This window comes from Burkholderia sp. AW49-1, from assembly GCF_053427845.1.
The window spans coordinates 344,302-352,107 of record NZ_JBSAXF010000005.1 but is presented as its reverse complement, the minus strand read 5'-3'; the positions used below and the strand labels follow the sequence as shown (position 1 = coordinate 352,107).

At 61.2% G+C, this 7,806-nt stretch carries 6 protein-coding genes and 1 pseudogene; 6 read left to right on the top strand and 1 reads right to left on the bottom strand.

Features of this window, described 5'->3' with window-relative positions:
• The coding region (locus tag ACV22W_RS11710) for an ISNCY family transposase (RefSeq protein WP_448019295.1) at window positions 1-1,073 on the top strand (1,073 nt) is incomplete at its 5' end.
• A gap of 59 nt (window positions 1,074-1,132) precedes the next feature.
• Here the strand turns inward: ACV22W_RS11710 and ACV22W_RS11705 are convergent.
• A pseudogene (locus ACV22W_RS11705) lies at window positions 1,133-2,210 on the bottom strand (IS3 family transposase).
• 509 nt (window positions 2,211-2,719) lie between these two features.
• Here ACV22W_RS11705 and ACV22W_RS11700 point away from each other — a divergent pair.
• The 5 genes from ACV22W_RS11700 to ACV22W_RS11680 all read left to right on the top strand — a co-directional run bounded on the left by ACV22W_RS11700 (window position 2,720) and on the right by ACV22W_RS11680 (window position 7,790).
• Complete coding sequence (locus ACV22W_RS11700; protein WP_448019294.1) at window positions 2,720-3,649, top strand: asparagine synthetase A; 930 nt, start codon at window positions 2,720-2,722, stop codon at window positions 3,647-3,649.
• Between the two features lie 75 nt (window positions 3,650-3,724).
• Window positions 3,725-4,840, top strand: coding sequence for an LLM class flavin-dependent oxidoreductase (locus tag ACV22W_RS11695; RefSeq protein WP_448019292.1), 1,116 nt, complete (start codon window positions 3,725-3,727; stop codon window positions 4,838-4,840).
• Window positions 4,821-6,080, top strand: a complete 1,260-nt coding sequence (locus tag ACV22W_RS11690; RefSeq protein ID WP_448019291.1) for an MFS transporter — start codon at window positions 4,821-4,823, stop codon at window positions 6,078-6,080. Before ACV22W_RS11695 ends, ACV22W_RS11690 begins: the two co-directional genes overlap by 20 nt.
• Window positions 6,077-6,511, top strand: coding sequence for a cobalamin B12-binding domain-containing protein (locus ACV22W_RS11685; protein WP_448019289.1), 435 nt, complete (start codon window positions 6,077-6,079; stop codon window positions 6,509-6,511). The genes ACV22W_RS11690 and ACV22W_RS11685 overlap by 4 nt, the downstream gene beginning before the upstream one ends.
• A 37-nt stretch (window positions 6,512-6,548) precedes the next feature.
• A complete protein-coding gene (locus ACV22W_RS11680; protein WP_448019288.1) occupies window positions 6,549-7,790 on the top strand; it encodes an ATP-grasp domain-containing protein in 1,242 nt (413 codons plus the stop codon).
• The last annotated feature ends 16 nt before the right edge of the window (window positions 7,791-7,806 follow it).

Sequence of the window (7,806 nt, the reverse complement as noted above, 5' to 3'; positions counted from 1 at the left end):
AACTGATCCAGATCGACGTCAGCGACCATCGATGGTTCGAGGAGCGGGCGCCGGCCTGTACGCTGCTGATGTACGTGGACGACGCGACGAGCCGGCTGATGATGCTGCACTTCACGCAAACCGAATCGACCTTCAGCTACTTCGAGGCGACGCGCGCGTACATCGAGCGCCACGGCAAGCCGGTAGCGTTTTACAGCGACAAAGCCAGTGTATTTCGCAGCACGACCGCGAGCTTTCGCAGCACGACCGCGAGCAAAACCGGCAGCAGCGTGACGCACTTTGGCCGGGCGATGTTCGAGTTGAACATCGATACGTTCTGTGCGAACAGCAGCTCGGCCAAGGGGCGCGTCGAGCGTGCGCACCTGACGCTGCAGGATCGGCTGGTCAAGGAGTTGAGATTGCGCGGCATCAGCACGGTCGACGACGCCAACGCTTATGCGCCCTCCTTCATCGCTGCTTACAACGCACGCTTTGCGAAGTCGCCGAAGAGTGAATTCAATGCGCATCGGCCCCTGCGGGATGACGAGAATCTGAACACGGTGTTGACCTGGCGCGAAACACGTCGGGTATCGAAGTCGCTGACAGTGCTGCACGACCGAGTGCTCTACTTGCCGGACGACACAGCGGTCAACCGGAAGCTGATTCACCGCTATATCGATGTATGGGAGTACGCGGACGGGCGAATCGAAATCCGAGCCGATGGCAAAGTCCTGTCTTGCCGCATTTACGACAAGTTGGCGGAGGTCGATCAAGGTGCCGTGATCGAGCAAAAACGACTGAGTCACGTGCTTCAAGTGTCGCAAGCGATTCAGGCGCAGCGCGACAATCGTCGAGCATCCGGATCGCCGCCGCGAACTGATCAAGGTCAGGCCGTGCGCGGTTCAAAGCAACCCGTCGGCACCAAAAAGCAACGTGCGTTCACGCAGGCCGACGTTGAGCAGGTGATCGTTGATCTCGCCGAACACCGACAGGCACAGAATCAACCCCGCAAACCTGGCCGGCGGTCTGCGAAGGCCAACGCGGTAAGCGTAAGCGCCCTGCCCGATCAGGACCAGTTCTTCGACACGGCGTGATCCGGAAGCCCAAGAGAAACAAATCCTGAACCTGACCTGCGGCGGAATTTTGTGACCAGTCAGGCAGTGAGTCTCGTGTCGATATTATCGGAATCCAGCCAGGCTCGACGGACCGTGGCGGGAGGTTGATAGCGATGCGCGCTATGGGGCCGGCGCTCGTTGTGGAACCGCCGCCAGCGTTCAATGAGCACCTTGGCTTAGGCGCGGCAGCGGAACCATTCCCGGTTCAACAATTCGTCACGCAGCTTGCCGTTGAAGCTCTCGACGAACCCGTTTTGCCACGGACTGCCGGGCGTGACGAAGGCCGGACCGATGGCAGCATCCCGCAGCCAGCGCATAACCTTGGCAGCGGTAAATTCCGCGCCGTTGTCAGACAGAATGAACGCGGGCTTGCCGTACAGCCGCATCAGTCGCGACAGCGTCAGGATGACGTCCTGCGACCGCAGGCTGGCGTCAACCTCGATCTCATCGATCACGCAAAGCATCTTCAACGCCCGCCCGTCTACCAGTTGATCGTGCACGAAGTCGTAGCTCCATACCGAATTGGGCTGTGTCGCACCGGGCAGGCGAATGTCGTTGCCACAACGACGCCGGCGAGGACGCCGCCGCGGAATGTTGAGCCGCAAGGCTCGCCACATTCGCCGCACGCGCGATTCGCCCAACGCCAGCCAAGCCGACATCCGCCGGTAGCCGAAGCGCGGAACTTCCTGCGCGGCCGCTATCAGCCGCTCGCCCAGGCTCCGATCCTTCTCCGGTTGCTTGGGCGTATAGGCGGCCACCCGGCGACTCAGCCCCAGATAACAACATGCCTTGCGTTGCGAGAGACCCTGCCGAGTCAGGACTTCCAGCGCTTCGCGCCGGCCCGTTGGGGTGCTCATTTTTTCGGCTGAATTCCTTCAGACCGTCGATAACCAGTAATTGCTCGGCAATCAGGCGCTTGAGCCGCTCGTTCTCCGATTCCAGATCCTTGAGCCGACGGGCGTCGGCCACATCCATGCCGCCGAACTTGTCGCGCCAACGATAGAACGTCTGTTCCGAGATGTTGTGGCGCTTGCACAGATCCTTCACCGGCTCGTCCCGGCTCTCGGCCTCGCGCAAAATCCGGATGATCTGCTCGTCGGTAAATCGCTTCTTCATCGAGTTCTCCTTGCCTCTAGGATAAAAGAGAACTCACTTGCCAAACGGCTACAAGAAACGTCCCAGGTCACAGCCAAGCAACCATTCGCCGGTCGGGGCACTGACTAAGGATTCCTTCGAGGGGCGGCGTATCGAATCCAAAAAAGCGACGCGTCATGTTTGACGATGAGCGGGTGGGTACACGTCCACCATGCGGCGCCGTATCACTTGTGCAAATCAGCGCGTTGGTTGGGGTAATCGTCCGTTCGACATGCAGACGTTGTTGAAATACAACTTCTCGAAAACTGTCCGAAACCGTCGCCGGGCATTATTGGAAGGGGTCAGCGGGCATTATTACATTGTCGTAAATTATGCCAACGATTGGCAGCTTCCAAGCACTTAAACAGTCCCTGACATACAGATCGACTGAATCATCGGATCTGTAGAGGTATTTATTCCCCATCTGTACATTGAAATTGAGATTTGAAAATCTATAATTCGACGCCTTAGTTTTATTAAATTCGTAAGTCGTGGAAAATATCGAAAATTATTTTCAATCGTCGCAAGCACCCAATGTCGATTCGATTGCAACGATCCGCGGTCGGGTCTTGCGTTCGCTGCAAGGTCATTTACTCGACAGCGGATTCAAGCAGCTCATGCCCGTGCTGATGTCTCCCATCACGGACCCGCTCAATCACGCTGTCTATCCGGCCGAAATCCAGTACGAACAGCGCCGCCTCAAGCTGACGGCAAGCATGATCTTCCATAAACAGCTCGCGCTGGCCGCCAGGGGGCACGAAAAAATCTTCATCGTTGCGCCCAATATTCGCCTCGAGAAACCGGAAATCAAAGACTCGGCTAACCATCTGCTCGAATTCTCGCAATTCGATTTCGAAGTGCGTGGCGCTACGATGCATGACGCCATGGCTGTTGTCGAAGGCATGGTGAAACATGTCATTGCCGATGTCAAAACGCACTGCCGTGCCGAACTCGACACGATGGGCCGCTCGCTGCCGGATTTCGGCGAGCCATTCCCGATTTATCGCTCCGATGATCTGCGCGCCGAATATGGCGACGCTTTCGAAGAGATCATGTCGGAGAAAGAAAAGACGCCTTTCTTCGTCACCAATTACAAGCGTGAATTTTACGACCGTGAAAATCCGCAGCAACTCGGTGCATACAACAACTACGACCTGATCTATCCGGAAGGCTATGGCGAAGCGCTGTCCGGTGCCGAGCGCGAATTCGAATACGACCAGATCGTGCGCCGCATGAACGAGCTCGACATGGACCCCGCTCCGTATGCGAACTATCTCGCGGCAGCACGAGCCGGATTGCTGCCCTCCAGCGCCGGCGGCGGTCTGGGCATCGAGCGCTTCGTCAAGTTCCTGTGCGGCAGACGCCACATTCGCGACGTGTCGCTGTTCGATCGCAGCGTCGCGACGGATTTCGTGTTCTGACGCTCGCGACGTAGCGCACGTACGATCGCCCGCGCGCTCTGCGCGGGCCACGCTTCACCCCAGACTGGAGACGACATGGCCGCCCCGCTGCGCATTCATTGGTGTTCGCCGCTCGACAGCGGCCAGAAAAAGGCATCCGAACAATATCAAACCGGTGCGCTCGACTTCGACGGCATCGTCGACTTTGCGCAGGAAGCCGACGCACTCGGCATCGACTCTCTGCTGATGGGCATCAGCTATCACATGCCCGATCCACTGCCAATGATCGGCGCGCTCGTGCGCGAGACCGAACGCGTCAAGTTCATCCTCGCATACCGTCCCGGCCTGCTGTCGCCCACGTTGTTCGCGCAAATCGTCAACACGGTCTCGTGGATGTCGAACAAGCGTATCGCGCTCAATCTCGTCGCCGGTATTTCGCCGGACGAGCAGGCATTTTATGGCGATTTTCTGCAGCACGATGACCGCTACCGCCGCACGGATGAATTTCTCGATGTCCTGCATCGTTTCTGGCGTGGCGAGACGCCGCTCACGTACGAAGGCGAGCACTACACGATCCGCAACGCCCAGCTGGGCCTGCCGTTCAAGGATGGCGAGCGTCCCTATATCTATCTGAGCGGCGCTTCGGAAATCGCGCAGCGCACCGCGATTCGTCACGGCGACTGCTGGCTGCGCTATGGCGACACACCGGAAGGCATCGCGAAGGCGTCTGCGAAAGTGCTGAAGTCAGGTTGCGAGGTAGGCATCCGAATGCACGTGCTCGCGCGACCGACCCGCGAGGAAGCGATCGCCGAAATCGCCGCGATGATGGAAACCCCCGACGAGCGGCATCGGGCGTGGGTGGAACGGTTCGTCGCGCGCTGCGATTCGGAGGCGGTCAAGACGTCGTTCCGGCTTGCCGAAGGGGCGCCCTCCGACTGGCTTTCGCCGATGCTCTGGTCGGGCGCGGTTGCGTATCGCGGCGGCCCGGCGCTGTGCGTGGCAGGCAGCTATGCGGAAGTGGCGGACTATCTGCTCGAATACAAGGCGCTCGGCGTCTCGTCGTTCATCTTCTCCGGATGGCCGACTCGTGACGAGATGCGGCGCTTTTGCCAGCATGTCCTGCCGTTGATCCGCGCGCGCGAAGCGCAGCAGGCAATTGCATCCGCCACGCCAGGCGTCGCAGTGGCGACCGATGCGGAAATTCGTGCGTAAGCCGGCTGCGCGCGGCTTTGCCGCAGGTCTGCTGCTCGCCCTGGTCGCGGAGCAAACGGTCCTGTTCGCCGTCCCGCTGATGATCTATCAGGACTCGAAGGATGTGCGTTTCTCGGGCCTGGCTTTCGCGTTCGAATGGATACCTGCGCTGCTGGCCTATCCGTTTGCCGGGCTGCTCGCCGATACCTTCGGCGGGCGTCGTCTGTTCATCGGGGCAAACGTATTGCGGGCCGCCTGCTTGGCGCTGGCATGGCTTGGCTGCAGCGCCGCGCCGCACATGGCCATTTCCATCCTGATGACCAACGGCGTCCTGCTGTCCGTGCTGATCGCGCCCAGCCGCATGGCCGTCGAGAAAACGGTTCCGGCCGTCGCGGCCGACGGCGAGCTGGCGCCGGTGCAGTCACAGGTGCAGAACATGGAACTGCTCTCGCTGGCTGCCGGTCCCGCCCTCGCGGCGGCGCTGTCCCGCTACACCGGCAAGCTCGCGTTGCTCGGCCTCGCATCGGCGGCGCTTCTGTGCGCCGCGGCGTGCTGGCGAAACGTTCCGCGCGTCGCGCCCGAACGCACCGTGCCGTTGACGCGAGGCCGGATCGGCGCCGATCTGATGCTCGGCTTCACGTTGCTGATGCGCAACCGCCCCGTGCGCCTGCTTGCCACGCTGAACTTTACGATCAACTTCGCCTTCGCGGCGGCGCTGTCTGCCAACGCGTTCGTGATTACGGGGCTCTTTCACGCGCCGGAAGACGTGTTCGGCCTGATGAACGCCGGCGCGGGGGCGCTCGGTCTTGTGAACCTGCTGCTGATTCCGCGTCTGTTGCGTCACGTTCCGGTCGACTGGCTCGGCGCGGGCGGCTTTGCACTGCTCTGCGCGGGATTTGCCGCGATGGGCCTCGCGCAAGGACCGCGAGTCTATGTGTCGGCCTGGCTGATCGCGATGGCGGGCGTCGCCTGTTTCAACGTCTTCAATCGAACACGCCGCGTGAAGGCCATTGCTCCCGAGCATCTCGGCAAGGTCATGGGGCCGTTCTATCTGCTCAATCTGCTGTCCTATCCGCTCGGCGGATTGCTGGTCGCCGGCATTGCGCATGCCTTCGACGTCCGATGGCTCATGCTGGCCTTCGCGTTCTCGCTCGTGCTGCCTGGCGCCGCGCTGCTTGCGCTGACGATCCGCCGCTTCAACGAATTCACGCCGGTCGTCGCGGCAGTGTCCGCGTCGGCTATTCCGGAGAAAGCCCTATGAGTCGCTCGACCCCGTGCATCGTCGCAACCATCGAATCCGATTCGCACATGTGGAACCTGGTTTTCATGCAACTCTGGCTCCATGAACAAGGATTCGACGTCGTCAATCTCGGCTGCTGCACGCCGCCTGACCTGTTGCTGGAGGCGATCGCCCGCGAAGCGCCGTGCTGCGTCGTCGTGAGCACCGTCAACGGGCACGGGCATTTCCAGGCGCGACAACTGATCGAGCGCGTGCGTCGCCAGTATCCGACGCTGGCCTGCTTCATCGGCGGCAAGCTCACGACCAGCGAAGCCGCGCTCGCCGAGGCAAGCGCATCGCTGCTGGCGGCCGGCTTTTCCGCGGTGCTGACGGGGGCGGACGCATTGACGCGTTGCAAGGCGCTGCTCGCGCCATTGCGCAACTATTCGGTGGCGTTGCCGCTTGTCGCCTGAACACCGCCAATCCTTCCAATCGATACGGACTTACCCGATGCATATCGTCATCGTCAACCGCTGGCCTCGCTTTCACGATGCGCGGCGCTGGGACAACGAGCTCACGCAGTACGAAACTTTTTTCGACCATCAACGCGACACGATCAGCTATGTCGTCGACGCGCCGGGTGCAGCGGGCGTGCTCGCGCCGCGCGACGACATCGCCCATCAGATCGAGATCGGCGATGTCAACGATTATGCGCAATTGCTTGACGCGGTCGCGGCCATCGTGCATCGCGTGGGGCCGGTGGACCGGCTGATCGCCCTTTCCGAGTTCACGCTGGAAGTCGCAGCGCGCGTGAGAGCCGAGCTCGGCATCCCGGGCCACACGCCCGACGACGTCGCCCGCTATCGCGACAAGGTGCGCATGAAAGAGGTGTTGGCCGAAGCCGGCATAGCGGTTCCGCGCTTTGCACGCTGCACAGGCACGCAATCGACTCTCGCCTTTGCCGACGCCACCGGCTACCCGTTGATCCTGAAGCCCGTGGACGGTGCAGCAAGCATTGGCGTTATGCGCATCGACGACCGCGCGTCGCTCGCGGCAAAACTCGCCGATATCCAGACTCTCTCGGGCTACGAGATCGAAGAGTACATCGCGGGGGACATCTACCACGTCGATGGTTTCGTGGATGCACAAGGCTCGGTCCCCTTCCAGGCCGTATCGCGTTACATCAATAGCTGTCTGGATTTCGCGGAGAGCCGACCGCTCGGGTCCGTGCTGGTCCAGCATTCGGCGCTGCGCGAGCGCATCGAGCGTTTCAGCGCGGCTTGCATCGCGGCGCTCGATCTGGCGTTGACACCGTTTCACCTCGAACTTTTCGTGCGCCCGGACGGCGAACTGGTCTTTCTCGAAGTCGGCGCGCGGGTCGGCGGCAGCGAAGTGCCGCATTTGATCAACAAGGTCTTTGGGGTGAATCTGTATGAACACTGGCTGCGAGGACTCGGCGGCACGCCGATCGAAGCGCCCGTGAGGCGAGGCGATCCGAGCGGTGGCTGGCTCGTGATTCCGAAGCCGCGCGCGCTGCCTTGCCGCGTCCTGCGCGCGTCGCCCATGCGCTCGCGCGTGCCGTCGATCTGGCGCGAGCTGATGCCCTCCGCCGGCGACGTGCTGGAGTCGGGTGGCAGTTACGACGCGCTCCACAGTGGACGTTTTATCTTCACAGGCCGCGCCGAAGCCGATATCGAAGCCGATATCCGCGCGGTTATCGATACCTTCGAATTCGACGCCGTAGCACTATGACCTTCGAACACGCTCG